This is a genomic window from Sphingomonas sp. FW306-05-A (assembly GCF_058782275.1).
The window spans coordinates 1,560,114-1,586,425 of record NZ_JBYSXN010000001.1 but is presented as its reverse complement, the minus strand read 5'-3'; the positions used below and the strand labels follow the sequence as shown (position 1 = coordinate 1,586,425).

The 26,312-nt window shown below is 65.3% G+C and carries 22 protein-coding genes; 11 read left to right on the top strand and 11 right to left on the bottom strand.

All coding sequences use genetic code 11. The annotated features are described in order from the left end of the window. Window positions 1-75 precede the first annotated feature (75 nt). A complete protein-coding gene (locus tag AC3WJR_RS07175; protein WP_492723451.1) occupies window positions 76-2,037 on the top strand; it encodes a putative bifunctional diguanylate cyclase/phosphodiesterase in 1,962 nt (653 codons plus the stop codon). Window positions 2,038-2,048: 11 nt separating this feature from the next. Here AC3WJR_RS07175 and mfd read toward each other — a convergent pair whose 3' ends face one another. Next, window positions 2,049-5,501: a transcription-repair coupling factor gene (gene mfd, locus AC3WJR_RS07170; RefSeq protein ID WP_492723450.1), complete on the bottom strand. Its 3,453-nt coding sequence runs from the start codon at window positions 5,499-5,501 to the stop codon at window positions 2,049-2,051. Window positions 5,502-5,612: 111 nt separating this feature from the next. Beyond that, window positions 5,613-5,879 (bottom strand): FAD assembly factor SdhE, encoded by a 267-nt coding sequence (locus tag AC3WJR_RS07165; RefSeq protein ID WP_492723449.1) that lies wholly within the window; start codon window positions 5,877-5,879, stop codon window positions 5,613-5,615. Between the two features lie 85 nt (window positions 5,880-5,964). Here AC3WJR_RS07165 and recG point away from each other — a divergent pair, with 85 nt between their 5' ends. After that, on the top strand, window positions 5,965-8,022 hold the full coding sequence (gene recG / locus AC3WJR_RS07160; RefSeq protein ID WP_492723448.1) for an ATP-dependent DNA helicase RecG: 2,058 nt from the start codon (window positions 5,965-5,967) through the stop codon (window positions 8,020-8,022). A 29-nt stretch (window positions 8,023-8,051) separates the two neighbouring features. On the opposite strand, the gene tyrS is transcribed toward recG, so the two are convergent. The 4 genes from tyrS to serS all read right to left on the bottom strand — a co-directional run bounded on the left by tyrS (window position 8,052) and on the right by serS (window position 12,643). After that, on the bottom strand, window positions 8,052-9,278 hold the full coding sequence (gene tyrS / locus AC3WJR_RS07155) for a tyrosine--tRNA ligase (protein ID WP_492723447.1): 1,227 nt from the start codon (window positions 9,276-9,278) through the stop codon (window positions 8,052-8,054). Between the two features lie 53 nt (window positions 9,279-9,331). Beyond that, complete coding sequence (locus AC3WJR_RS07150) at window positions 9,332-10,135, bottom strand: peptidoglycan DD-metalloendopeptidase family protein (protein ID WP_492723446.1); 804 nt, start codon at window positions 10,133-10,135, stop codon at window positions 9,332-9,334. 463 nt (window positions 10,136-10,598) lie between these two features. Then, window positions 10,599-11,363: a 5'/3'-nucleotidase SurE gene (gene surE, locus AC3WJR_RS07145; RefSeq protein WP_492723445.1), complete on the bottom strand. Its 765-nt coding sequence runs from the start codon at window positions 11,361-11,363 to the stop codon at window positions 10,599-10,601. Then, window positions 11,363-12,643, bottom strand: coding sequence for a serine--tRNA ligase (serS, locus tag AC3WJR_RS07140; RefSeq protein WP_492723444.1), 1,281 nt, complete (start codon window positions 12,641-12,643; stop codon window positions 11,363-11,365). The genes surE and serS overlap by 1 nt, the downstream gene beginning before the upstream one ends. Before the next feature lie 399 nt (window positions 12,644-13,042). Between serS and dksA the strand changes: the two genes are divergently transcribed. Together dksA and AC3WJR_RS07130 are read left to right on the top strand one after the other, a co-directional pair. Then, window positions 13,043-13,504: an RNA polymerase-binding protein DksA gene (gene dksA, locus AC3WJR_RS07135; RefSeq protein ID WP_354280826.1), complete on the top strand. Its 462-nt coding sequence runs from the start codon at window positions 13,043-13,045 to the stop codon at window positions 13,502-13,504. Between the two features lie 108 nt (window positions 13,505-13,612). Continuing rightward, entirely contained in the window at window positions 13,613-13,996 is a 384-nt protein-coding gene (locus AC3WJR_RS07130) for a PilZ domain-containing protein (RefSeq protein WP_492723443.1), read from the top strand. 43 nt (window positions 13,997-14,039) lie between these two features. On the opposite strand, the gene AC3WJR_RS07125 is transcribed toward AC3WJR_RS07130, so the two are convergent. Next, complete coding sequence (locus AC3WJR_RS07125) at window positions 14,040-14,198, bottom strand: YdcH family protein (protein WP_354280830.1); 159 nt, start codon at window positions 14,196-14,198, stop codon at window positions 14,040-14,042. Between the two features lie 178 nt (window positions 14,199-14,376). On the opposite strand from AC3WJR_RS07125, the gene AC3WJR_RS07120 reads away from it, so the two are divergent. After that, complete coding sequence (locus tag AC3WJR_RS07120) at window positions 14,377-14,574, top strand: YdcH family protein (RefSeq protein ID WP_354280832.1); 198 nt, start codon at window positions 14,377-14,379, stop codon at window positions 14,572-14,574. Window positions 14,575-14,674: 100 nt separating this feature from the next. Beyond that, window positions 14,675-15,139, top strand: a complete 465-nt coding sequence (locus tag AC3WJR_RS07115) for a DUF1465 family protein (RefSeq protein WP_354280834.1) — start codon at window positions 14,675-14,677, stop codon at window positions 15,137-15,139. A gap of 10 nt (window positions 15,140-15,149) precedes the next feature. On the opposite strand, the gene AC3WJR_RS07110 is transcribed toward AC3WJR_RS07115, so the two are convergent. Beyond that, entirely contained in the window at window positions 15,150-16,109 is a 960-nt protein-coding gene (locus AC3WJR_RS07110) for an NAD(P)H-dependent flavin oxidoreductase (RefSeq protein WP_492723442.1), read from the bottom strand. A 112-nt stretch (window positions 16,110-16,221) separates the two neighbouring features. Here AC3WJR_RS07110 and AC3WJR_RS07105 point away from each other — a divergent pair, with 112 nt between their 5' ends. Continuing rightward, window positions 16,222-18,807 carry a M1 family metallopeptidase gene (locus tag AC3WJR_RS07105; RefSeq protein ID WP_492724209.1) on the top strand — a complete coding sequence of 862 codons (2,586 nt, stop codon included), beginning with the start codon at window positions 16,222-16,224 and terminating at the stop codon, window positions 18,805-18,807. Between the two features lie 189 nt (window positions 18,808-18,996). Here AC3WJR_RS07105 and AC3WJR_RS07100 read toward each other — a convergent pair whose 3' ends face one another. Together AC3WJR_RS07100 and AC3WJR_RS07095 are read right to left on the bottom strand one after the other, a co-directional pair. Beyond that, a complete protein-coding gene (locus tag AC3WJR_RS07100; protein WP_492723441.1) occupies window positions 18,997-20,799 on the bottom strand; it encodes an ABC transporter ATP-binding protein in 1,803 nt (600 codons plus the stop codon). A gap of 237 nt (window positions 20,800-21,036) precedes the next feature. Beyond that, window positions 21,037-21,561, bottom strand: coding sequence for a gamma carbonic anhydrase family protein (locus tag AC3WJR_RS07095; RefSeq protein WP_492723440.1), 525 nt, complete (start codon window positions 21,559-21,561; stop codon window positions 21,037-21,039). A gap of 83 nt (window positions 21,562-21,644) precedes the next feature. Between AC3WJR_RS07095 and AC3WJR_RS07090 the strand changes: the two genes are divergently transcribed. The 4 genes from AC3WJR_RS07090 (at window position 21,645) to AC3WJR_RS07075 (ending at window position 24,748) form a co-directional block, all read left to right on the top strand. Further along, window positions 21,645-22,103, top strand: coding sequence for a YaiI/YqxD family protein (locus tag AC3WJR_RS07090; protein WP_492723439.1), 459 nt, complete (start codon window positions 21,645-21,647; stop codon window positions 22,101-22,103). 69 nt (window positions 22,104-22,172) lie between these two features. Next, on the top strand, window positions 22,173-23,093 hold the full coding sequence (locus AC3WJR_RS07085) for a glycosyltransferase family 2 protein (RefSeq protein ID WP_492723438.1): 921 nt from the start codon (window positions 22,173-22,175) through the stop codon (window positions 23,091-23,093). A gap of 55 nt (window positions 23,094-23,148) precedes the next feature. Further along, window positions 23,149-23,805, top strand: coding sequence for an RNA polymerase sigma factor (locus AC3WJR_RS07080; RefSeq protein WP_492723437.1), 657 nt, complete (start codon window positions 23,149-23,151; stop codon window positions 23,803-23,805). Further along, window positions 23,795-24,748, top strand: a complete 954-nt coding sequence (locus AC3WJR_RS07075) for a FecR family protein (RefSeq protein ID WP_492723436.1) — start codon at window positions 23,795-23,797, stop codon at window positions 24,746-24,748. The genes AC3WJR_RS07080 and AC3WJR_RS07075 overlap by 11 nt, the downstream gene beginning before the upstream one ends. A 33-nt stretch (window positions 24,749-24,781) precedes the next feature. On the opposite strand, the gene AC3WJR_RS07070 is transcribed toward AC3WJR_RS07075, so the two are convergent. After that, window positions 24,782-26,107, bottom strand: coding sequence for a cell wall hydrolase (locus tag AC3WJR_RS07070; protein ID WP_492724205.1), 1,326 nt, complete (start codon window positions 26,105-26,107; stop codon window positions 24,782-24,784). Window positions 26,108-26,312 lie beyond the last annotated feature (205 nt).

The window sequence follows — 26,312 nt, the reverse complement described above, 5'->3', positions numbered from 1 at the left end:
TCTAAACCCCGCACGGGCACATCTGCTCCCGCCGATCGAAGAAAGACGTCTCCCATCGCTCCGTCGTCCGCCCCGTTGTTCCTGCTTTCGTTCCGTCACCGCGACGAACTCGCCTCCATTGCCGCAGGGGCAGGGTGGCAGGTCGTCGCCGCGCGCCGTGCCGGTGGCGGGGAGCGGCGCTTCCTTTCGTGTGGCGCGGCGGTCGCCGTCGTCGACGCGCGCGGTGCCACTGCCGAGGGCATTGCCGCGACCGCGGCGCTGGGCGGCGCTGTCGAGGCGAACGGCGGCGCGCTGCTGACGCTTGTCTCGCGCGGGGAGAACGCCTCGATTACAGCGCTGTACGATGCAGGTGCGACCCATTTTCTGGCCAGTCCATTCAGTGATGCGGAATTCCTGCAGGCGTTGCGATTTGCGGCACGGCATGCGGAACGCATGGCGCGTGAATGGCATACCGGCGCGGTTTTCGAGCCGCTAGGGTGGCGGTACACGATCGCGGATCGCGCCCTCGTCCTGACCCCCGGACTCGCCGCCTTGCTCGCTTGTCCGGAACGGCCGACCGTCCGTGGCATCCTTGGGTTGCTGGACCGTGACGACCGGGTCGCTGCGATGGCGGCGTTCCGCCGTATGACGCAAGCGCGGTCCGCGACCGCTTTCGCGCATGATTTCGATGGCGTAGGCCGGATCGTCCAGCATTTGCAGTTTGATCCTGTCGCCGGCAAGATCGATGGCGTGGTGGAACCGCTCGGCAGTACGCCCGAGCCCGCCGCCGAGGTGCGGGAGGCACTGTCGGGCGCGCGTGATGCCGGCAGCGCGCGTCGCTGGATCACGCGGCATCTCGGCGAGGACGCCAGCGCGCCGCTGCACTTGTTGCTGATTGCGCTCAATCGGTTCGAGACGGTCAACACCGCTTACGGGCGCGTGGCGGGGGATGCGTTGCTGCGGTCCGCGCAGAACCGCGTCAACGATGCAGTCGTCGAGATGCTCGGGCGCGACGCGCTGGTCGCGCGGATGGGTGGTTCCACGTTCATGGTCGCAACCCAGGCTCCGCGGTTGCGGGTGGACCTGGCTGCGGAGCGAATCGCCGCCGCGCTCACCCGCCCGTTCGTCAGCGGCGATACGATCGCCGTGCTCGGCTGTCGGATCGGTCTTGCGGAAGCGGGACCGCAGGATGACGCCGCACGGCTCCTGCGCCGTGCCAGCGAGGCGCTGGCCGAAGCCCGCGAATCGGACAGCGCGACGCTGCGTGTCGCCGAGGCTTATGGTGGCGGGGCAACGATCGACCGGTTGGCGGTCGAACTGCATCACGCGATCGAACGCGGCGACATCGGTATCCTGTTCCAGCCGCAAGTTGCGGTTACGACCGGTCAGATCGTCGGGGTGGAGGCGCTCGCCCGATGGCAGCATGCAACGCTTGGTACGATCGGGGCGGAAATGCTGTTTGCCGCCGCGCAGCGCGCCGACCTCGAGATCGGATTATCGGATCATATCCAGCAACTGGCGCTTTCGCTGGCGGCGAACTGGCCCGAAACGCTCGGCGAATTGCGGCTCTCGCTCAACCTGACCGCCGCCGACATTGCCCGCCCGGGGTTCGCCGATGTTTTCCTGGACCGCGTCGACGCGAGCGGTTTCCCCCGAACCCGCCTGACCCTGGAAATCACCGAGAGCGGATTGATCGAGGACCTTGGCATCGCGGCTGCTTTGCTATCGCTGTTCCGTGGTGCCGGGTGCCGTACCGCGATCGACGATTTCGGAACGGGCTATTCGAGCCTTGCTTATCTGAAGGCGTTACCGCTCGATTACCTCAAGATCGACAAGAAACTCGCGCAGGACATCACCGGCTCGCCGCGCGACCGGATTGTCGTGCGCGGCGTCATCGACATGGCACGGTCGCTCGGGCTGACGGTCATCGCGGAAGGGGTCGAGACCCCCGAACAGCTGGAGGGGCTGGCGAAGGAAGGGTGCCAGATCTATCAGGGCTTCCTCTGTGCCGAGCCACTGACGGAGGAAGCGCTGGTCGCCTTGCTCGCCCGGTCCTAGCGGGAGCGGGATCAGCCCGCCGCGCGCGCCAATCCCTTCGACAATTGCAATGCCCCGTGCAGGCGGGCCTTCGGGTCGCCCCAGCTGCGATTCACGACCAGCTTCGAATCGGGGCGAAGTCGCGCCACGCCGTCGAGCTTCGCAACCCAGGCGAGCAATCCCGTGATATTGGGCGGCGAATCGTTGAAGAACGACACCAGCGCGCCCTTCGGCCCGACGTCGATCTTCGACACACACGCCTTCTTGGCGTTGAGCTTGATCTCGATGAGGCGGACGAGGTTCTCGGTCGGCCCCGGCAGCGCGCCGAAACGGTCGATCAATTCGGCAGCGAAGCCCTCCAGCGCATTCTGGTCCTCAACGTCGTTGAGGCGACGATACAGCCCCATCCGCAGGTCGAGATCCGGGACATAGGTCTCGGGGATGAGGATCGGCGCGTCGACCGTGATCTGTGGCGAGAAGTCCTTCGGGCGCAACCGCTGGCCACCAGCCTTGGCGTCCATGATCGCCTCTTCCAGCATCGACTGGTAGAGTTCGTAGCCAACCTCCTTGATATGGCCCGATTGTTCGTCGCCGAGCAGATTGCCTGCGCCGCGCTGGTCGAGATCATGGCTGGCGAGCTGGAACCCGCCGCCGAGGCTGTCGAGGTCGGACAGGATCTTGAGCCGCTTCTCGGCGGTCTCGGTCAGGATCCGGTCGGCGGGCGTCGTGAGATAGGCATAGGCGCGCGTCTTGGCGCGGCCGACGCGACCACGAAGCTGGTACAGTTGCGCGAGGCCGAAGCGGTCGGCGCGGTGGATGATCATCGTGTTCGCGCTCGGGATATCGAGCCCGCTTTCGACGATCGTGGTCGAAACGAGCACCTCGAACTTCTTGTCGTAGAAGGCGGACATGCGCTCCTCGACCTCGGTCGGCGACATCTGCCCATGTGCCACGACGAACCGCACCTCGGGTACGGATTCCCGAAGGAATTCTTCGATATCCGGAAGATCCTTGATCCGTGGTGTCACGAAGAAGCTCTGCCCGCCGCGATAATGTTCACGCAGCAGCGCCTCGCGCAGCACGATCGGGTCCCACGGCATGACGTAGGTTCGGACCGCGAGGCGATCGACCGGCGGGGTCTGGATCACCGACAGTTCGCGCAGGCCCGACATCGCCATCTGAAGCGTGCGCGGGATCGGCGTGGCGGTGAGTGTCAGAACGTGGACGTTGGCCTTGAGCGACTTGAGGCGTTCCTTGTGCGTCACCCCAAAACGCTGTTCTTCATCGACAATGACGAGGCCCAACCGCTTGAAATCAATCCCCTTCGCCAGGATTGCATGCGTTCCGACGACGACGTCGATCGTCCCGTCGGCAAGGCCTTCCTTGGTCGTCTTGGCTTCACCCGCGGGCACCAGCCGCGACAGCCGCCCGACGTTGAGCGGGAAGCCTTCGAGCCGTGCCTTGAAGTTGTTGAAGTGCTGACGCGCGAGCAGGGTCGTCGGGCAGACGACCGCGACCTGCAACCCCGCCATCGCGGCGGCAAAGGCAGCACGCAGCGCGACCTCGGTCTTGCCGAAGCCAACGTCGCCGACGACGAGTCGATCCATTGGCGTGCCCTTTTCGAGGTCGCCCATGACGTCCTCGATCGCGCGATCCTGGTCCTCGGTTTCCTCATACGGGAAGCGATCGACGAAGGCGGCGTAGCCACTGTCGCGCTCGATCGTATCCGCCGGTCGCAGCGCGCGCTCGGCGGCGGTCGCGATGAGTTCGCCCGCGATTTCACGGATGCGCTCCTTCATCCGGCTCTTGCGGCGCTGCCATGCCTCGCCACCGAGTTTGTCGAGGCTCGCGCCGTCGGCGTCGGAGCCATAGCGGGTCAGAACCTCGAGGTTCTCGACCGGCACGAACAATTTGTCGCCACCCGCGTAGGTCAAGGCGACGCAATCATGGGGCGCCTGGCCGACCGGGATCGAGGTCAGGCCTTCATAGCGGCCGATGCCGTGGTCGGCGTGCACGACCAGATCGCCCGGCGTCAGCATCGCCAGTTCGGCAAGGAACGCGTCGGCGGACTTCTTGCGCTTATTCCGGCGAACGAGCCGGTCGCCGAGCATGTCCTGCTCGGTCAGCAGCGCGACTTCCGGCCCCGAGAAGCCATGATCGAGCGGGAGGACCAGCAACGCGACCGACTTGGCGCCGACACCGAGCGCCTGCTGCCAGCTGTCGACCTTGACCGTATTGGTCAGTTCGTGATCGGCAAGCAGCCCGGCGAGGCGGTCGCGCGAGCCGGTCGAGTAGCTGGCGAGAATCGCTTTCTTGCCGCCTTTCCGTAGCTTGCCGAGATGCTCTACGACCGCTTCGTAGATATTGACGCCACTCGCACGCTCCGGGCCGAAGTCGCGCGGACCATCGACGCCAAAATCGAGCACTCTCGCGCTTTCGGGTTCGTGGAATGCCGTGATGCGGTGCGCCGGAGCAGCATCGAGCTGTTGCGCGAAATCCTTGGCGGTCAGGTACAAGGCGTCTGGCGGAAGTGGCCGGTAGCTGCCCGGGTCGCTCGACTGCGCCTTGACGCGGTTGCCGTGGTAATCGGTGATCGCCTCGAACCGCGCTTCGGCCGCTGCGACCGCGCCCGCATCGCGGACCATGACGGCGTCGTCGCCGAGATGGTCGAAAAGCGTCGCCATCTTTTCCTCGAACAGCGGGAGCCAATGCTCCATCCCCGCGAGACGCCGCCCGTCGCTGATCGCCTGATACAGCGGGTCACCGGTCGCGGTCGCGCCGAACCGCTCGCGATAGCGCGCGCGGAACCGCTTGATACTGTCCTCGTCGAGCAGGGTTTCGGAGGCGGGGAGCAGGACGAAGCCGTCGATCCGCCCGGTGGTGCGCTGGTCGGCGGGGTCGAAGGTACGGACACTTTCGATTTCATCGCCGAAGAAATCGAGCCGAAGCGCCTGCGTTTCGCCCGACGGATACAGGTCGACCAGACCGCCACGAACCGCGAATTCTCCGGCGTCCGCAACGGTTTCCACCCGGACATAACCATTGGCTTGCAACAGTGTGGCAAGCCGGTCGCGGCCGATCCGCTCCTTTGGCGCAAGCCGTGCGACGAGCTGTCGAATGCGGAACGGCGTGAGCGTCCGCTGCGCGACGGCATTGACCGTCGTGACCAGCAGTTGCGGACCCGCAGGCTTCTGCTGGAGCCGGTGGAGCGTCGCCATCCGCTCCGCCATGACACGCAACGTCGGCGAGGCGCGGTCATAGGGAAGACAATCCCATGCCGGGAACGTCAGCACCTCCAGTTCGGGCGCGAACGTCTGAGCGGTCGAAGCGATCGCGCGCATCGCGGCTTCGTCGGGCGCAACGAACACCGCGCGCGCCTTGGCGGCGCGCGAAAGGTCAGCGAGCAGCCACGGCTCGAACCCGGTCGGCACGCCCGCCAGCGTCAGCGGGGTCTTGGCGGTGAGGATGGTCTGAAGGTTGGGCATGGTCTGGTCTTGGTATCCGTCACCCCGAACTCGTTTCGGGGTCCACCGGGCAGCCGAGAATGCCGCCCGAGTGGAGGAGTGGACCCTGAAACGCGTTCAGGGTGACGAGTGTTATTTAGCGATCGGAACGTAATTGAGCTGCTTCAGCGCCTCGACGATCGACCCGGCATAGCGGTCCGGCGCGGGTTCCATACCGATCGCCCAGGCCATGATGTCGACGTCCTGCTCCTCGATCAGTTCCTCGAACAGCGCGATCTCGGCATCGTCCCAGCGCGCGTGCGCGGAATCGAAGAACCCGCCGATCAGCAGGTCGGCTTCCTTGGTGCCACGATGATGGCTGCGGAAATGCAGGCGCTTCAGGCGGATATCTCGGTCCATGCGGATCCCAACGACAATTGCCCGACACCCGCGCGCAGGTGCTGGCGGCGGGGATCGGGGAGGGGTAAGAGCGCTTCAGATAGACATGCGACCCGACATCCTCAATCCATTGTTCGCCGAAGTTACGGCATTGAAGGGCATCGGCCCCGCGCTGGCGAAGCCGCTCGACCGCCTGGGACTCGTGCGCGTGGTCGACGTGGCGTTCCATTTGCCCACCGGCTGGGTCGATCGTTTGCCGCGCGACGAGCTCGACATGGCCGATTCGGGGCGGATCATCGTCATCACGCTGACCGCGGTGTCCTACCGCTCGAGCAACGGGCGCGGGCCGACGCGCGTGCAGGCGACCGACGCAAAGGGCAATTACGTCAGCCTCATCTATTTCGGCGGGCATCCGGGCTGGGCGAAGAAGCTTGCGCCGCTGGGCGAGCCGCGGCGCGTGTCGGGGCGGCTGGAGCATTATGGGCAGGACTTGCAGATGGTCCACCCCGACTATGTCCTGCCGCTCGACGAAGCCGGGGACATGGCCGAACGCGAAGCGATCTATCCGCTGTCCGAGGGGATATCCTCGCGGCGGATGAGCCAGCTCGCGGCGCAATCGGTCGAGCGCGCGCCGGATTTGGCCGAGTGGATCGAGCCGGGGTTGCTCGCGAAGAACGAATGGCCCGCATGGCGTGAGGCCTTGGCGCGAATCCATGCCGACCCCGCCGATGCCAAGGCGCGGGAACGGCTCGCTTATGACGAACTGTTCGCAAACCAGCTCGCGCTGATGCTCGTCCGGCAATCGTCGCGCGCGCGCAAGGGGCGTGCGCTGACGGGGGACGGGCGGCTGCGCGATGCGCTGAAATTGCCGTATGAATTGACCGGCGCGCAGGCGCGCACGGTCCGCGAGATCGAGGGCGACCTCGCGCAACCGCAACCGATGTTGCGGCTGCTGCAAGGCGATGTCGGGTCGGGCAAGACGCTGGTCGCGGCGCTGGCGATGCTCGTCGCGGTCGAGGGCGGGGCGCAGGCGGCCTTGCTCGCGCCGACCGAGATCCTTGCGCGGCAGCATTATGAATCGCTGCGACGCTTGCTGGGTGGCCTTCCGATCGAGATCGCGGTGCTGACCGGGCGCGACAAGGGACGCGTACGCGAGGGCGTGCTGATGGGGCTGGCTGCGGGGCAGATCCATATCCTGATCGGCACCCATGCGATCTTCCAGGAAACCGTCGCTTACAAGGACTTGGGTCTGGTTGTTGTAGACGAGCAGCATCGCTTCGGCGTCGCGCAGCGGATGCTGCTGCAAGCCAAGGGACGCAGCCCGCACTTACTCGCGATGACCGCAACGCCGATCCCGCGGACGCTCACGCTCGCGAATTATGGCGAGATGGACGTCAGCCAGCTCGACGAGATGCCGCCGGGGCGGCAGCCGATCGAGACTCGCGTTATGTCCGAGGATCGCCTGCCCGACATCGTCGAGGCGCTCGGACGGCATCTGGCGGATGGCGGGCAGGCCTATTGGGTGTGCCCGCTGGTCGAGGAAAGCGAGAAGAGCGACATGGCCGCGGCGGAAGCGCGCGCCGAGATGCTGCGCGGGCGCTTCGGCGATGCGGTCGGGCTCGTTCATGGGCGGATGAAGCCGGCCGACAAGGACGCGACGATGCAGGCGTTTTCGGAAGCGCGCCACGGCGTGCTGGTTGCGACGACGGTGATCGAAGTGGGCGTCGACGTTCCCAATGCCACGCTGATCGTGATCGAGCATGCCGACCGCTTCGGCCTCGCGCAGTTGCACCAGTTGCGCGGACGAGTCGGGCGCGGCGGCGGCAAGTCGAATTGCCTGCTGATCCGCGGCGGAAGCCTCAGCGAGACGTCGCGCGCACGGCTGGCGCTGATGCGCGAGACGACCGATGGCTTCCGGATTGCCGAGGAAGATCTGCGGCTGCGCGGCGCGGGCGAATTGCTTGGGACGCGGCAATCGGGGGAGGCGGGGTTCCGGCTAGCGACGCCCGACATGCTCGCGACCTTGCTGCCGGTCGCGACCGACGACGCGCGGTTGCTGATCGATCGGGATGGGGGGCTGGACGGGACACGTGGGCAGGCGGCCCGCACCGCCTTGTACCTGTTCGAACGGGATGCCGGGGTGGCGCTGCTCCGGTCTGGGTAATACCCCGCCGCCGCTATCCCCGGGCGCGCCTAGGCGCGCACGAGGACACCGTGGTTCTTCTTGCCCGCGGAGACCCGCACCGGATCTGCCCCGACGGTGACGATCATCGCCTCGTCGCTGACCTTGTCCGCGCCGACCCTGGCACCGCCGCCCTTGATCAGGCGGCGCGCTTCCCCCTTCGACGCAGCGAAGCCGAGGCCGATGAGCGCATCAACGATCCCGATGTCGCCGGTCACCGCAAACGTCGGCAGCGAGCCGCCCGCGCTGCCTTCCTCGAAGGTCTTGCGCGCGGTTTCGGCGGCTTCCGCTGCCGCGTCCACGCCGCGACACATCGCCGTCGCGGCATCGGCGAGGATCTTCTTCGCCTCATTGATCTCGGCACCTTGCAGCGCTTCCAGCCGCGCGATCTCGTCCAGCGGCAGATCGGTGAACAGGCGGAGGAACCGGCCGACGTCGCGGTCGTCGGTGTTGCGCCAGAACTGCCAGTAATCGAAATGCGGCAGCTGGTCCTCGTGCAGCCACACCGCGCCCGCCATGGTCTTGCCCATCTTGGCGCCGTCGGCTGTCGTGATTAGCGGGGTGGTGACGCCGAACACCTCGGTGCCGTCCATCCGCCGCGCAAGCTCGATCCCGTTGACGATATTGCCCCATTGATCGGAACCGCCCATTTGCAGGCGACACTGCGCGCGGCGCGACAGTTCCAGGAAGTCATAGGCCTGGAGGATCATGTAGTTGAATTCGAGGAAGCTGAGCGACTGTTCGCGATCGAGCCGCAGCTTGACCGAATCGAAGCTGAGCATCCGGTTGATCGAGAAATGCTGGCCGACGTCGCGCAGGAACGGGATGTACTCGAGCGCGTCGAGCCACTCCGCATTGTCGAGCATCACCGCATCGGTCGGCCCGTCGCCGAAGGTGAGGAAGCGTTCGAAGATCCGCCTGATCGACGCGACGTTGGTGCCGAGCGTATCCTCGGTCAGCATCTTGCGCGCTTCGTCCTTGAAGCTCGGGTCGCCAATCTTGCCAGTCCCGCCGCCCATCAGCACGATGGGCTTGTGCCCGCTCTGCTGGAGGCGACGCAGCAGCATGATCTGAACGAGACTGCCGACATGCAGCGACGGCGCGGTCGGATCGAACCCGATGTATCCCGGAATGACCTGCTTGCTCGCCAACGCGTCGAGCGCGACGGCGTCCGTCAGCTGGTGGATATAGCCGCGCGTCGACAGCAGGCGGAGCAGATCGGAGGAAAAGTCGGTCATGCGGTTCGCTCTACAAAAGTCCGATCGTTGCGTCACCCTGCCAAGCGCAGGGATCAGATTGCGGGCAATTGCCGCTGCGGGTCGATCGGCGTGCGGCCCTTGCGCATTTCGAAATGAACTTCGGGGCGGGGCGCTCCACCCGAATCCCCCGACATTGCGATCGTCTGGCCACGGCGGACCGATTGCCCGCGCTGGACGAGCAACTTGCTGGCGTGGCCATAGACGGTCGCCCATCCGTCGCCATGCCGGATGATGATGACGTCGCCGAGTTGGGGAATGCCGCCGCCGGCGTAAGCAACGACTCCGTCTGCCGCCGCCAGTACGGGCGTTCCGCGCGGCACCGCGATCTTGACGCCGTTGTAGCGTTCCCCGCTCGCGCCCGGTCCGAACCGCGTGACGATCCGGCCGTGCACCGGCCAGTCGAACCCGCTGGTCAGCCGAGCGGGTGGGGCGAGTGCCTGGGTCGGTGCCAGGATGCGGGCAGACGAGGTTGAGGGCCGGGCGGGGCGTTGGTTCGCGGCAAGCGCGGGCTCGCTGCCGGTCACGAGATCGTCGATATCGAGCGTGAAGGCTGCGGCGCGTTCGGCGGCGGTACTGCGGGACGAGGTTCCCGGGATCAGCACGCGCATGCCGACGCGAAGCGTATAGGGCTCTCGCAGGTCGTTGGCGGCAATGATCCGCGACCAATCGACCCCATAGGCGCGTGAAATCGCGATGCCGGTCTGGCCAGCGGCGACCCGGTGATAGCGTCCGCCGGGAATGCTTAGCCGCTGCCCCGTTCGTACGATGAACGGCGCGGCAAGACCGTTGGCTCTTGCGATCGCTTCCGATCCGGCCCCGGTGCGATCGCCGATCACGCCAAGGGTATCGCCGGGGCGGACAACGTACGTCGACGGGTCGACCTGCTCCGCCGAAGGGGCGAAGGGGCGGGCTTGCCATGCTGCCAGCGCAGGGGTGCCGCTGCGATCGTCTGCACTTGGACGACCCTGCTGCTCGGATCGATACCCCCCTTGGGGTTCATACGGTCGCTGATCGTCGCGCGGCACGTACCGGCGCGGCTGGGGCTGTCGCGTGGTACGGGTTGATGGTCTACGCGCTGACGGGGGGTGACGAACGGATGCATGGCGATAGCTTTCGTCTTGCTGCTCGCGCGAAAAATCCTGTTCGACCGGCTGCTGCCGTTGTGTCTGGTGCGGCGAAGACGCTGAACGGGGATATCCGACTGCGGGTGGATCCTGCGGCGGGATGCAGCCCGGCAGTGCGAGGGCGATCATCGCAACGGGAAAGACCATCATGCCGAAGGGTCCTTGCCGCATCAGCTCAGCCGTACCGTTCCGCCAGCATGGCAAGCGACGGGCGGTGCGTCATGTCGAGATGGAGCGGGGTGACGGCCACGTACCCGTCGGCAATCGCTTCCAGATCGGTCGCGTGTGCGGGCGTTTGGACCGTCTGGCCAAGCGCGAACCAGTGATATTCGTGCCCGCGTGGATCGCGATTGGTGACGATCTGCAACCGACCGTAATCGCGTAGCCCCTGCTGAACGATCTTGATGCCCTTGACCGCGTCGGCCCCAAGCGGCGGGAAGTTGATGTTGACGAGGCTGCGGGGCTCGAGCGGTGCCTCCAGCAGCGGACGCAGCGCGCGCGCGCCCCATGCCGCCGCCGCCTCGAACGATACGGCATCCCCCGCACCGCCGCGGCTGTACCCCTGACTGAGGGCGATCGAGCGAACACCCGCAAGCGCACCTTCCATCGCAGCCGATACCGTTCCCGAATAGGTTACGTCCTCGCCCAGGTTGGCGCCGCGATTGACCCCGGAAAGGATCAGATCGGGCTTGTGATCCTGCATGATCCGCGCGAGCGCCATCATCACCGCATCGGTCGGGGTTCCCGCCACCGCAAACCGCTTGTCGCCATGTTTACGCACGCGGATCGGGCGGGTGAGCGTCAGCGAATGCCCCGCGCCCGACTGCTCGTCCGCTGGCGCCACGACCCAAATGTCATCCGACAAACGCGCGGCGATCTCCTCCAGAACCTTCAGTCCAGGGGCGTGATAGCCGTCGTCGTTGGTCAGCAGAATCCGCATCAGCGGGCCGGTTCCAGTAGTGTCATCCCGCCGAGATACGGCATGAGCAAGTCCGGCACGGCAACCGTGCCATTCTCCTGCTGGTAATTCTCCAGAACCGCCACCAGCGTCCGACCGACCGCTAGCCCCGAACCGTTGAGTGTATGGACGAAGCGCGTCCCTTTCTCTCCCTCGGGCCGGTAGCGCGCGTTCATACGGCGCGCCTGGAAATCGGTGCAGGTCGAACAGCTCGATATCTCGCGGTAGCGATCCTGGCCGGGCAGCCACACTTCGAGGTCATAGGTGCGTGCGCCCGTGAACCCCATGTCGCCGGTGCACAGTTTCATCCGGCGGAAAGGAAGATCGAGCGCGATCAGGATCGACTCGGCGCAGGCGGTCATGCGCTCGTGCTCGGCTTCGGAGGCATGCGGCGCGACGATCGAGACCATCTCGACCTTCTCGAACTGGTGCTGCCGGATGAAACCGCGCGTATCACGGCCAGCCGCGCCTGCTTCGGACCGGAAACAGGCGGTGAGCGCCGCAAAACGAAGCGGAAGTTCGGCTTCGCTGAGGATGCTGTTCGCGATGATATTGGTCAGGCTGACCTCCGCGGTCGGGATCAGCCAACGACCGTCGGTGGTGTGGAACAGGTCCTCTGCAAACTTCGGCAACTGTCCGGTGCCGAACAGCGCTTCGTCACGCACGAGCAAGGGCGGGACGACCTGTTCATACCCATGCCGATCCGACAGCGTATCCAGCATGAACTGCCCGAGCGCACGGTGCAGCTTCGCCGCAGCCCCGCGCACCAGCGTGAACCGCGCGCCGGACATCGCCGCACCGGTCTCGAAATCGAGCCCGAGGGGTGGCCCCAGAACGTCATGTTCGACGGGTGCGAACGGGAACGATGGGGGCGTTCCATGCTCAGCGACGATCACGTTATCGTTTTCGTCGGTACCCTCGGGCACGTCGGGCAGGGGTACGTTGGGCAGGATGGCAAGACGCTCTTGCAAGGCATCCCCAAGAGACTTTGCCTCCGCCTCGATCGCCGGGAGGCGTTGTTTCAACGCGGCGACTTCCTGCATCAACGCAGCCGACGTCGCCTCGTCCTTGGCGGCTTTCGCCGCGCCGATTGCCTTGGATGCCTCGTTGCGGCGCGCCAGCGCAACCTGCGCTTCGGTGGTCAGCGAGCGATGGCGTTCGTCCAGGGCGACCAGTTCGACGGCAATGGGGGCTACGCCGCGGCGAGCAAGGGCGGCGTCGAACGCGGCGGGATCGTCGCGGATCAGGCGGATATCGTGCATCGCGTGGCTATGACGCCACCCCTAAAGCGATGCAAGACGCCGTGCAGCGAAGGCGTGCGTGATACGTCTACGACAGTCCGCTGCATCAGAAGGCGGGGCGCTGGATATTGCGTTGTAACTGGTATTCCACGGTGTCGATACCATCGCCGTGTGGACTGTGACGGTTGTCCTGCAATGACACGGCGGTTCGCGCAATAATCACCGTGGAACGGGCGAGACGGTCTTATCACATACGATTTGCAGGCGAATTCGCAATCTTTCGCTAAGAAACCGTCAACGCTTTGCAACAGTGCTGCTTGTGGAGTGGCGGCGTCATGCTATAGGCGCGCTGACTAGGGAGTTGGCCCGGGGGGGTCCGGAGGTGCACAACGCACCTGGTGACCGAGCGGAGAGAGTGGGATGGCGACGGTCTTGAATCGATTGGACGAATCCGAACAGTTCGCAGTGCCGAAGAGCGCTGACGATGGTTACCGACCGAGCGCCGATGAGGCGTTCATGAATCCGCGACAGCAAGCTTATTTCCGGACAAAATTACAGGCCTGGAAGGATGCGATTCTACGCGAGGCGGCGGGAACGCTGTCACAGTTGCAGGTCGATACGTTGCGCGAGGCCGACCTGACCGATCGCGCGTCGAGCGAGACGGACTGGTCGATCGAGCTGCGCACGCGCGATCGTCAGCGTAAACTGATCTCGAAGATCGAAGCAGCGTTGCGGCGAATCGACGAGGGCGAATATGGCTATTGCGAAGTGACCGGCGAACCGATCTCGCTCGCTCGGCTGGAGGCGCGTCCGATCGCGACGATGACGGTCGAAGCGCAGGAGCGTCACGAACGACATGAGAAGGTATCGCGCGAGGAATAGGCGGAAAATGGCCCGATCCGGTGACGTTAATCCGATCTAAACCAATTATTGCGTAGATAGTTTTCGCGTAATCATTAGCTTCGAACGAGATCGGTACGACCTTCAGCGATGGACCAATATTCGCCAGATCATTCCTCTGTTCCTGCCGATGACGCGACCTCCAATCGGCAGGATCCGCGCGACAGTCTGTTCCTGATGGCAATATTGCGACTTGCGGGGTCCGCGGACGCCACACCGGTCCGCGTCCGCAATCTGTCAGCCGGGGGCATGATGGCCGACTATCCTGAGGGTGCCGATCGCGACGTAAAGGTTCAAGTCGAGATCCGCGGTATCGGCTGGGTGCCGGGGCAGGTCGCTTGGTCGACCTCGGGACGGATTGGCATCGCCTTCGATCGTCACATCGATCCGATGTTGGCGCGCAAGCCAGTGGGGCAGGGCGCACATACGCCTGTTTATGTGAAGCCGATCTTGCCACGAGGTAATCTGCGCTGACCGGCTGGAATAGTCCGGGCGCAATGCGCCCGGACCAAGCACGCTATTGAAGCTGTTCGATTTCCTGTTTGATCTGCAACTTCTGCTTTTTCAACGCGGCAATCGCGGTCGCATCGGGCAGGGGGCGCTGCGCTTCTGCGGCGATTTGTCGGTCGAGCACTGCATGTTTGGCTGCCAGGGCCGAATGATGTGCGGTCTGCATACTCTGCGTACCTCCTTCATGTGCTGCTTGGGGGACAGAGTAAACCACTCCCGATCGCAATTGTCTCCCCGCCATTTGGTGGTCGCGAGATACATTCACCGATTTGTGCGGTCAGCCGCATTTTATTCGGACCCCGCAGCGGCAATTTGCTAGGGTCGCCCGATCGAATGGGGACCCGATGGACGACAGCCTGATCGCAAAGCGCCTGGAAGTATTACGCGTCGAACATCGCGACCTTGATTCTGCGATCGCGGCGTTGCTGGACGGTTCTTCCACCGACCAGCTACAGCTTGCGCGGTTCAAGAAGCGCAAGCTGCGACTGCGCGACGAAATTGCGCTGCTCGAGGATCAACTCGTGCCGGATATCATCGCCTGAACGCTGGACTAGACCGTTTCGTTACGGGATTAATGCCGGTTCGTCGCATCAGTTCGGGGAAACCGTACCGCGCGCGCCGCATTTGTGCGACACGGACGACATGACCGTATCTTCGCACGACTCGCGGATGCACCGCCGCGTGATCGACACGCTGTATACCGACGCAATGATCCTGGCGGACGAGGCTCGAAGCTATTTCGACGCAGGCGGGCGTGACGATCGCGACGCGCTCGAGCCGATGGCCCGCGTGGCGTTCAGTTGCGAATCACTTAAGGTGACGACGCGCCTGATGCACGTGATCGCGTGGCTTCTGACTCAGCGCGCGGTCGATGCGGGGGAGATGGAATTGCGCGAGGCTCTGGATCCAGCCCGACAGCTGGGCGATGCGCCGCCAAGTGAGGGTGTTGCATTGAGCGCCTTGCCGCCGGCGGCACGACGCCTGATCGACGCAAGCTGCGACCTGCACAGGCGCGTCGCCCGCCTTGAAGCGGCCCAGGGTACGGCACCGGTCGGAATGTCCAGCCCGGTGCATTCGTTACAAGGGCGGTTGGCGCTCGCTTTCTGACGATCGCGCGTCAGACTTTCAGTCGTGCTCGCGCTGCAAGATACTGACGCTCGAACCGATCGACCATGGCAGCTACGGGCTCGACCCGATCGATCACGCCGATCCCTTGGCCGGATCCCCAGATGTCCTTCCAGGCCTTCGGCTTGGACCCGTTCCCGGTTCCAAAATCCATCGTCTTGAGGTCGCCTTCGGGAAGATTGTCCGGGTCCATCCCGGCGCGCTCGATCGAACCGCGCAGATAGTTGCCGTGGACCCCGGTGAACAGGTTGGAATAGATGATGTCCGACGCCTTGCCGTCGACGATCCCCTGTTTGTACGCCGTGTCGGCATTGGCTTCGGCACTCGCGATGAACGGCGATCCGATATAGCCGAAGTCCGCGCCCATCGCCTGCGCCGCCAGAACCGCGTCGCCGGTCGCGATCGACCCGGACAGCGCAAGCGGTCCATCAAACCACTGGCGGATCTCCTGAATAATAGCGAACGGCGACAGGCGCCCGGCGTGGCCGCCAGCCCCTGCGGCAACCGCAATGAGCCCGTCGGCCCCTTTCTCGATCGCCTTGTGCGCAAACCGGTCGTCGATCACGTCGTGCAGCGTGATCCCGCCCCAGCTATGAACCGCCGTATTCAGATCCTCGCGCGCGCCGAGCGACGTGATGACGATCGGGACCTGCCATTTGGCGCACGTGGCAAGATCCGCCTCGAGCCGTTCGTTCGAACGATGAACGATCTGGTTGACCGCAAACGGCGCTGCCGGGCGATCCGGGTGATCGCGGTTATGCGCGGCAAGTTCCTCGGTGATGCGATGGAGCCATTCGTCGAGCAACCCCTGCGGTCGCGCGTTCAGGGCGGGGAAGGATCCGACGATCCCCGCCTTGCACTGTGCGATGACCAGTTCTGGCCCCGAGATGATGAACAGCGGCGAGCCGATGATGGGAAGCCGCAGGCGATCGAACAGCGGAGGAATGCTCATATGCGTTTCATAGCGCAACCGAAACGCCTGTCCAGCAAGCCTATAGTTGCAGCGGAAACCGAAACGCGTAAGGACCGACATCATACTGCAATCCCGGAGCTTTCGCGTGAAGATGTCCCTTGCCGCTGCCTTGCTGTCTGCCGTCGCGACTCCGGCGTTCGCCGTCGGTCAATTGCCGCCGGGAGTGACTCCGCTGACCTATGACATCACCGTCCGCCCCGACGCCAAGGCGATGACCTTCTCGGGCGAAGAAACCGTCGCCATCGCGATCACCAAGCCCACGTCCACGATCGTTCTCAACGCCGCCGATCTCAAGATTTCGCGCGCGACGCTGGACGGCAAGGCAGTGTCGTTTCGTATCGACGAGGCCAAGCAGCAGTTGATCCTGTCGCCGGGGTCGGCGGTGAGCGCGGGCAAGCATGCGTTGACGTTTGCCTGGACGGGCACGATCAACACGTCCGCAGCCGGTCTGTTCGCGATCGACTATAGCAACACCGACGGCTCCCCCGCGCGGATGCTGGTGACGCAGTTCGAAGCCCCTGACGCCCGCCGCTTCGCGCCGCTATGGGACGAGCCCGCGTTCAAGGCGCGCTTCACGATCAGCACGGTCGCCCCCGCCGGCCAGACCGCCTTCTCCAACATGCCTGCAAGCAGCGTGACCAAGCAGGCCGACGGCACCAGCCTGTACCGCTTCGCCGAAACCCCCAAGATGTCGAGCTACCTGATGTTCCTCGGCATGGGGGATGTTGAGCGCAAGACCGTGATGGCGGGCAAGACCGAGATCGGCGTCATCACGCGCCGCGGCGTCGTCGACCAGGGCGACTATTCGCTTGCACAGGCGAAGCGACTGCTCACTTATTACAACGACTATTTCGGCCAGCCCTATCCGCTGCCCAAGCTCGACATGATCGCCGGGCCAGGCTCCAGTCAGTTCTTCGGTGCAATGGAGAATTGGGGCGCGATCTTCTACTTCGAGCCCGAATTGCTGTACGACGCCAAGCGCGCGACGCAGAGCGGCAAGCAGCGCATCTTCACCGTGGTTTCGCATGAAATGGCGCACCAGTGGTTCGGCGATCTGGTCACGATGAATTGGTGGGACGACCTGTGGCTCAACGAGGGGTTCGCTTCGTGGATGGAGAACAAGTCGAGCGTCGATCTTAACCCCGAATGGTATGCAGCCGCCACCGCCGTCGCGCAGGATCGCGAAGGCGCGCTGCAGGTCGATTCGACCAGCGGCACGCATCCGATCATCCGCCACGTCGAGACCGTCGACCAGATCGGCCAGGCGTTCGACGGGATCACCTACATGAAGGGGCAGGCCGTCATCGGGATGCTCGAGTCGACGTTGGGGGCGGAGACGTTCCGCGCCGGGATCCGCGGGTACATGGCCAAGTACAAGTACGGCAATACCGCGACCGACCAGCTTTGGCAGGAATTGTCCGCCGCCGCCAAGATGCCGGTAGCGCCGATCGCGCACGACTTTACGCTCCAGCCCGGCGTGCCGTTGGTGACGATGACGGATGCTCGCTGCGTCGGCGGAAACACGCAGGTCAGCCTGACGCAGGGACGGTTCGCCTACGACGATTCCGCCAAGCAGGCACAGACGTGGCGCGTGCCAATGACGCTCGGCGTGCTGGGGCAACCGGACGTGCGCGCGACCGTGCGCGGTGCGGCGGTGCAGCCGGTGACCGCCAAGGGCTGCGGAACGGTCGTCCTGAACCGCGAAAAGGCGAGCTACGCCCGCGTGCAGTATAGCGCTCCCGGCCACGCGGCGATCGTGCGCGATTTCGCAAAGCTCAAGCTGACCGACCAGCTCGGGACGCTGGGGGATGATTTCGCGCTGGCCAAGGGCGGCAATCAGCGGCTCGATCGGTACTTCGCCGATGTCGGCGCGATCGGTATCGAAGCGAACCCGCTGCTATGGCAGACGGTCGCAAGCCAGATGTCGGACCTGGACGGTCGGGTAGCGAAGGGGCCGGCGCGTGACGCGGTCGGTGCCAAAATCGTCCGGACGCTCCAACCCGTGATGACGCGAGTCGGCTTCACCGCCGGCAGCGACGAGGGCGCACTGACGGCGACGCTGCGCGAGACGCTGATCTCGGTATTGGGCGATCATGGCGATGTTTCGGTCATCGCGAAGTCGCGGGAATTGTTCGCGGCATTGCAGAAGAACCCTGACGCGATCCCCGCGCCGATCCGCGCGCCGATCCTCGGCGTGTTCGCGCACAATGCGACGTCGGCGGACTGGAATGCGCTCCTCGCGCTGACCGTTGCGGAAAAGAACCCCGTGACCAAGAACAGCTACGTCCGTTTGCTGGGCGCGGCGAAGGACGATGCGCTCGCAAGGCGCGCGCTGGCGCTGCTCGAAACCGACCGGTTCACCGCGCCCCAGAAGGCGAGCCTGTTGCGCGCGGTCGCGAATGAACATCCCGACATGGCGTTCGACTATGCGGTCGCCCACATCTCCCTGGTCAACACGCTGGTTGAGACGAGCACCCGCGCAGGGTTCGTGGCCGGGCTGGGGGCAGGGTCTGACGATCCGGCGATGCCCGCCAAGATCAACGCGTTCGCAACCGCCAACCTGCCGGCGGAAGCCCGCGGCGCGGCGACGCGGATCGTGTCGACGATGGCAGCGCGTCGTCAGGTCGATGCCCGCATCCGCGACGACGTCGCGGCATGGGGACGCTCGACCTCGTGATGGGTAACGCCCGGCCCCGATATCGCCGCCTTGGCGGTTCGGGGTCGGGGTGACACGATCATCAGCGTCTATCGGGACGACCTACTTGTAACCAAACCAACGCCCGACACGAACACCGCCGCAGGTCCAAGCGCGCCTTGAAGTCCACTCAGCAGACACCAGCGTTTGCTTCCCAGATTGGGCACCCCGTCAGGCGCGGTCTGCCATGTTGCTCCAGGCGGTCCGCATTGCACGGTGCAGCATACGCCCGCGTGCCATTGACACGTCGCGGAACCGCCCGCTGGCCGCGGCGAAATCGAGCCCCGGCGATGACTGGTCGAGCCCCTCCACTTGGAGCAGCCACAACTGGCGGAACGCCCCGTCCTTCTGCCGAAGAAGCTGTTGCGGCGGGCCATCCTCGATGATGCGCCCGCGTTCGACCACGATGACGCGGTCGAACCCGACGATGGTCGACAGCCGATGCGCGACAGCAATGACGGTGCGGTTGCGCACCAGCGCATCGAGCCCGTTCTGCACTTCCAGCTCGCTTTCCGAATCGAGCGCGCTCGTCGCCTCGTCGAGCAGCACGATGCGAGCGTTCTTGAGGAAAGCGCGCGCGATCCCGATACGCTGGCGTTGCCCGCCTGACAGATTGGAGCCGCGTTCACCGACCACGCTGTCGTACCCATGCGGCAATCGTCGGATGAAGTCGTCGCACCCGGCGGCTTCGGCGGCGGCGTGAACGTCCTCGTCGCTGGCGTCCGGTCGCGCGATCCTGATGTTGTCGATTACCGAGCGGTGGAACAGCAGCACTTCCTGCGGCACGACCGCGATCGCGTCGCGCAACGACTCCTGCGTTACTTGATCGATCCGCTGGCCGTCGATCGCGATGTGACCGATTTGCGGGTCGTGAAAGCGCTGGATCAATTGGAGCAGCGACGATTTGCCGCCGCCGGACGCACCGACGATCCCGACCTTCTGTCCGGCCGGAACGTTGAGCGTCAGGTCGTGGATGATCGGATCGCTGGCATCGTAGCCGAAGGTGACGTTGGCCATCTCGACATGACCCTCGCCGACGCGGAGACGCGGCGCATGGGGAACGTCGCTCAACGTCTGCGGTACGCCGATGATGTCGAGCGTCTCGCGTAGGTAGCTGAATTGCTGACTGGTATCGATTACCGCCATGGCGAGGTCGCGCGATCCGTGGAGAATGCGGAACGTCATCGTGCTGATGATGACGACGTCACCGGTCGAGATCGCGCCGGTCGACCAGCGTCCGATCGCCCAGATCAGCGTGCCGCCGACGAGCACGGCAAGCGCAAGATCATGCAGCCCGCGCATCTGTTCGACGAAGAACCACCCGCGGCGTTGGGCACTGGCCTCTTCGTCGAGAAAGCCTTCCAATCGCGTGAGTTCCCGGTCACGTGCTGCGAATGCCTTCACGACCCAGATGTTGCCGATCAGGTCGATCAGTTCGCCGCCAGCGGTGCCGGCGTGCTGCGCGAAGGCGGTATGGTGGACGTGACCACGCAGGCCGAGCAGGATGAGCGCCGCGGTGACGGCGAGGAAGACGGCGCCGAGGATCGCCGCCATCGCCGCGTCGATCGTGACGAAGATCAGCATCGCGCCTGCAAAGGTGATCAACGGCGGTGTTACTTCGCGGAGCAGGCGATGGACGATCGCCCCGAAAATGCCGGCAAGCCCCGAGATGCGATGCCCGAGCGAGCCCGCGCGCTGGTTCTGGAAGAACGGCATTTGGTGCCCGGTCAGATAGTTGACCATGTCGAGCCGGATCCCGACGCCGGAACTGACGGTCGCTTGCCCGAGCGTCAGTGCTGCGGCGCGTTGGAGCACGCTTTCGAGGATGACGAGACCGAGAAAACCGCCAAGTGCCGCATAAACAGTGCTTCTCGCGCGGATGCCGCCGGTCATGGCGTCGATCAGGAGCTTCATGGCATATTGCACGCCGATCGAGCTGATCGACGCGGCGGCAACCAAGAGCCCCAGCGTCACGAAGATACCCGGGCGGGCAGCGACGTAATGTGCGAGGAATCGCGTCGGACTATGCAGAAAAGGCAAGGAAACGGCTCTGTCCATGATTCGCATTTGCTGCATCGCAGCACCGTACGATGCAAGCTGAACTTGGCGAATCATTCGATTTGCGCGCCAGTTGGTGCGACAGACCGCTCGAAGCGAGCGCCGCGATTCAAGCACGATCTGTACCGCCGCGATCCCGATTCCAGTCAGGCGTCAGTCGATGCGCCGCAGTCCAGCAGCGTATTTCAGCGCGTTTGACACATAATGCTGCGCTGATACGAGCAACATCGCCTTGGCTGAAGCATCGAGCTCACGCACCGCGCGAGCCGGGCTGCCGACGACCAGGCTGCCGGGCGGGAACACCTTGCCCTCGGTGACGAGCGCACCGGCCCCGACCAGCGAATCCTCCCCGATCACCGCATGGTTGAGGATCGTCGCGCCCATGCCGATCAACACCCGGTCGCCGATGGTGCAGCCGTGCAGGATCGCGTGATGCCCGATCGTGCAGTCCTGACCGATCGTCAGCGGCGCGCCCGGATCGGAATGCCCCATCGCACCTTCCTGCACGTTGCTGCGCGCGCCGACGGTGATCCGGGTGTTGTCCGCACGGATCACGCTGCCGAACCAGACGCTCGCGTCCTCCCCGAGCACGACGTCGCCGATCAGTTCGGCGCTTGGTGCAACCCAGCTGCCGGTGCCGAGCGTGGGGGCTTTTCCGTCGATTTCGTACAGCGGCATGGGGCGTGCTCCTTCGTGACCGCACCCCGTGGCGCCGAACCGATATGGAATGTCCGCCGCGCTTTCGCTAGAGGGCACAAACCATGACGTCGCCGCTGCACATCTATGTCGATGCCGACGCCTGTCCGGTAAAGGACGAGATCTACAAGGTCGCCTTGCGCCGCTCGGTCGCGGTCACCGTCGTCAGCAACAGCCCGATCCGGATCCCGATCCATCCGCTGCTCGCGCGGATCGTGGTCGGTGCGGGGTTCGACGAGGCCGACGACTGGATCGCGGAGCGCGCTGACGCCGCGAGCGTGGTCGTCACCGGCGATATCCTGCTCGCCGATCGCTGCCTCAAGGCGGGCGCAAGCGTGCTGGCCCCCAATGGCAAGCCGTTCACCAGCGCATCGATCGGCAATGCGATCGCGGTCCGCGCGATCATGGCGGATCTGCGCGCGGGCGGCGATGCGATCGGCGGACCGGCGCCGTTTGCAAAGACCGACCGATCGCGCTTCCTGTCGGCGCTGGACGAAGTGCTGGGCCGGCTCGCGCGGCGCTGATCTGGCGCCACGGGGTGAAATTTTCGTCATGTTTCCAAGTGTGTCCGGTTATGCCGAGACGACGTCGTCATGGCAGCAAGGAGACTTGCCTTGCTCACCGCGACGCTTTGCTTTGACCGCCTGCATGCCGTTCCGATCGATCCTCCGCCCGCACAGCACGCCAGCCGCTGGACGGTCGTCGTCCCGTTCTTCAACGAATGCGCGCTCATCGGGAGCACACTCGCCAGCCTCGCCGCGCAGGACGTGCCGTTCCACCTGATCCTCGTCGACAATGGCTCGACCGATGGCGGCGGGGCGGTCGCGGCTGCGGCCTGCCGCCAGCGTGGCATGGCGTTCACGCTACTGGTCGAGCCGCGACCGGGGAAGATCAACGCGCTCGCCGCGGGGATCGCGCAGGTGCGGACCGGCTATGTCGCGACCTGTGATGCCGACACACTGTATCCCCCCGACTATCTGCGGCAGGCCGGACATCTGCTGGATGGTGGTGCCGTGGCGGCAGGCGCATGTTTCGTCCCGGCGGACGCGATCGCGCGAAACCATCGACGCGCGGCGCGGCGGATCGCATGCGCCGCGGCGGTGTTCCCGCGACAGTGCCACACCGGCGGTGCGGGGCAAGTGTTCCGCGCGGACGCGCTCCATCAGGTGGGCCAGTTCGACCCGCAGCGTTGGGGCTATGTGCTGGAAGACCATGAGATCATGCACCGCGTCGCACGCGTGGGGCGGATCGCCTATGCGGGGGCATTCCGCTGCGCTCCGTCGTCGCGCGATCGGGACCGGGCATCGATCCGCTGGACGCTGATCGAGCGGCTCGCCTACCATTTCGCTATGGGCAGCGGTCGGGACTGGTTCTTCTACACGTTTCTCGCGCGCCGGCTGGCCGCCCGCCAACTGACCAGTGACCGGATCCGCGAACGTCCGTTTCAGGGGCCCAGCGACGCTTCTTTACAGCCCCGCAGTACTGTAGCGACAAGCGAGCGCCTGGCCGCCTGATTCTCCCCCTTTGGCTGCATCGCGCCTTGCGAAGCGCCGAAATCGGGGCTTTAGCATGGCAGCGATGGAATGTGACTCATCTCCCTCCGGTAGCCAGGCCGGACTGAAGGCGGTGTTCCTCCAGGAACGATCGCTGCTGCTGCGCTTGCTGACGGCACGGCTTGGCACCGCCGACGACGCCGAAGACGCGCTGCAGGACATCTGGGTAAAGCTCGACACACACGAGGTGCAGGAACCCGTCGCGCAACCGACGGCCTATCTGTGCCGGATGGCGTCCAACCTCGCCGCCGACCGACGGTTGGCGACGGCGCGGTCGGGCGCACGGGACACCGCATGGCAGGACGCACAGCCGACCGCGGATGAACAGCCCGATGCGGAACGCGCGCTGCTCGGGCGTGAACGGTTGCGCCAGATCGAAGCCGAAGTCGCTACGATGCCCGAACGGATGCGGGTGGCCCTCCGTTTGTATCGAATCGAGGATCAACCGCAGAAGGAGATTGCGGAACGTCTGGGGATGACGGTGAGCGGCGTCGAGAAGCTGTTGCGCCGGGCCGTACGGCAGATTTGCGCCAGCCGCACCGATGAGCCGGTGGATGAAGACACCAACCTGAAGATGTCGGGCCCCAAAAACTCGGGCGCCAACGAGTCGCGTGAGGCGGAAACAGCCAAGCCGCATCGTCTTGAAGACGAAGGGAATCGCCATGAGCGCTGATGGCTCGAACAGGACGGATCAGGCGATCGAATGGCATTTGCGCCAGAACGACATGGACGAGGCCGCCTGGCGCAGCTTCGTCGACTGGCTCGAGGCGGATGCCGAGAACGCTGCGGCGTATGATGCCGTTGCGCTCGATCTGGAACATATGGCGGATCACCCGGAACTGTTCCCGGTCGATGCCGCCGAAGCCGTGCCGCCGGCCGAGCGCAGCCGGGCACGCTCGTGGCTACGCTGGGGGGTCGGGGCAGGGGCACTCGCGCTGGCGGCAAGCCTGTCGCTGGTCGTCCTGCCCTCGCTGCCGAACACGACGGCAGACCCTTATGTCGTGACGACCAAGCCCGGCGAGCAGCGGACGATCGCGCTGGCCGATGGAACGCGCGTCGACCTGAATGGCGCGACGCGGCTCGAACTCGACCGGTCCAACCCGCGAACCGCAACGCTCGCCGCGGGGGAGGCTACGTTTCACGTCCGCCACGATGCCGACAAGCCGTTCCTGCTCAGGTCGGGTATGTTGAGCGTCAAGGATATGGGAACCGTGTTCAATGCCGAACGCGAGGGCTACCGGCTCGACGTACAGGTTGCCGAAGGGGCCGTGTTGTTCCAGCCCCGCAAGGACAAACTGACGCTCCAGGCGGGCGCGGCGGTGACCGCGCGCGACGATACCGGGCATGTCGCGGTGTCGCGCGTCAATCCGTCCCATGTCGGTGGCTGGCGGACGGGCGCCGTCACGTTTGCAGGAGAGCCTTTCGCCCGGGTGGTCAGCGTCCTGCGGCGGCTTGATGGCGTGCACGTGGCGATCGAACCCGTTCTGGCGCAGCGCCCCGTTACCGGTACGATCCACCTGACGGGCGAGGCATCGAATGACGTACCCCGGCTTGCGGCGCGCGTCGGCGCGATCGCGCGGCGCAAGGGCGCGGAATGGGAAATCGCGCCTCGCTGATCCGTCTGCGTTCACGCAGAGCGGATCATCCGGTCAGGGTTTAGCCGCTTCGCCCGGTTTCATTACCGGTACGAGCAGCGTGCCACGTCCGGGTGCCGCAGCTTTGTCGGCTGCTGGTTCCTTTCGACGAATACCGGTCAGTCCATCGGACAGCAGCGGGACATGCGGCGGAAGCGCGGCCGCCGGGGCTAACTCTTCGTCGAGCTTGAGCGTCTCACTGACCAATTGCGCGGTGGACAGGAAGGTCTGGGCCTTCATACACTGGTTCGCGGCTGGGCGGCGAAACTCGCGGCAATTCCACAAAGCCTTGTCATATCCCCGCGACCGGTCGCGCAGATAGCTGAAGGACATCGCGGCGATCTGCGATGGTTGCAATGGCAGCGCGGTCGGCGTCTTGCTCGGGTCGGTCCAGCCCATAACTTTGCAATAGGCGCGATCCCCGCAAGCCCGCGCCGCGTACGCAGCGAAGCCGTCTGGGGACATGGTGTCCGCATCCAGCGTCACCAGGAAGCTCCCCGACGCGCCGCTGAGCGCGGACGGCAGCGGTGCCTCTGCCGCTGCCCGATCGAACAGCGGGTTTGCCGTCATCGGTAAGCCGGTCATGCTGTCGACCGCACCACGGTGCGCCTCCGAATAAGGCGCCAGTGCCGCGACGACGGGTTCGTCGCTGGAAACGTGGCGGTTGAATGCAGCCGCGGTGCCCCACCAGCCGGTCCAGCGGAAGAACAGGTGCGTGTCGACCGCGGCGATCTTGTCGAGGCTGGCCTGCCAGTAGGGGACGACCCAATTGGTGTGATAATGTGTCGCGTAGCCGACCTTGCCGAACACGTTTCCGCTGAGCGCAGCGGCGGCGATGCCGCGCGCGCGGTTCCATTGCGCCTCGCTCCAGCGATTGCGGGTCAGTGCGCCGTCGCAGGTAAAGGTGAACTGGCACCCGGTGCTGCGATCCGCGCCCTGGAACACCACGCCGCAGATCGTCTTGGGGAAGGCGGGGTGGCGGACGCGGTTGAGAACGACCTGCGCGACGGCGCGCTGACCGGTCGAGTCGTCGCCCGCTTCATACAGGACCGCGGCCGCCATGCAGTCGGTCGCGCGGGCGCGGGCGGAAGGATCGCCGATCAGGCGGAATGGCCGGGCGGCGGGGTTGGGACCGTCGACGAACGGAACGTCGGCATTGTAGGACCGCGCATCCTGCGGATCGAGGTTCTGGAACGCCACGGGTTCGACGGGCGGGAGTTCGGCCTGGGGGACGACGCGCTGCGGTAGCGTCCGGACGCGGTGGTGCGACACGGTGCGTGGCGCAGTGCGCACGAGCAGCACCGGGATCAGCACGGCCAACACGGCGATCACGATCAGGATCGCGCGCAGCGTGGTGCTTACTGGCGGGGAAGGACGCACGGGGGTCAGCGGATCGACGAGAGGCACGAGGAAGGGGGCACGAAAGGCTCCTGACCGGGAATGGTCGGCGCCCTTAGCGCATTTTTGTCGGGAAGCGAAATACCCCGCGCCTGCGGCGCGGACCCAAGAACTTAGCCCCTCCCCTTCAGGGGAGGGGTTGGGGTGG